The organism is Streptococcus suis (assembly GCF_024509555.1).
Classification (GTDB): Bacteria; Bacillota; Bacilli; order Lactobacillales; family Streptococcaceae; genus Streptococcus; species Streptococcus suis_AD.
The window spans coordinates 1-471 of sequence record NZ_JAMWEL010000060.1 but is presented as its reverse complement, the minus strand read 5'-3'; the positions used below and the strand labels follow the sequence as shown (position 1 = coordinate 471).

1 protein-coding gene is annotated in these 471 nt (G+C 43.3%); it reads right to left on the bottom strand.

Annotation, left to right across the window (positions count from 1 at the left end):
* The coding region (locus NF418_RS10780) for a MucBP domain-containing protein (protein WP_256779536.1) at nt 1-471 on the bottom strand (471 nt) is incomplete at both ends.

The window sequence follows — 471 nt, the reverse complement described above, 5'->3', positions numbered from 1 at the left end:
CGGAATTTCCTTATCTGGCTCAGTTGGGTCAAATGGGTATTCTGTCTTAGGACGTTTATTCTCTGGTACATTCGGAATGAGTGGAATCCAGTTAGCTACTTTTTGGTAAACATAAGTAATCGTTGTTATGCCTTCAACCACGTTGCCTGTTTCTTCCACTGACTTACCAGCTGGATCAACAGCAGTGGTCTTAGACGGTACAAGAACATACTTATCACCGTTACGAACGATTTCAGTTGGTTTGTCACCTTCGTCTGTCGTGTTGTACTTAGTACCTGCTAGAACATCATCCTCATCTGTAACAGGTGACTTCAGAATATTTCCATCAGTATCTACATAGTTGATCACCACATCACCCTTAACAGGCACGTAAGGAATCAAGGTATCCTCACCTGGTGTTTCTGGTGTTGGTGGAACGTAGCCCTTGCTTGGATCTTCTGGATCAACAGGTTTCAACGGTGTATTGTCCTT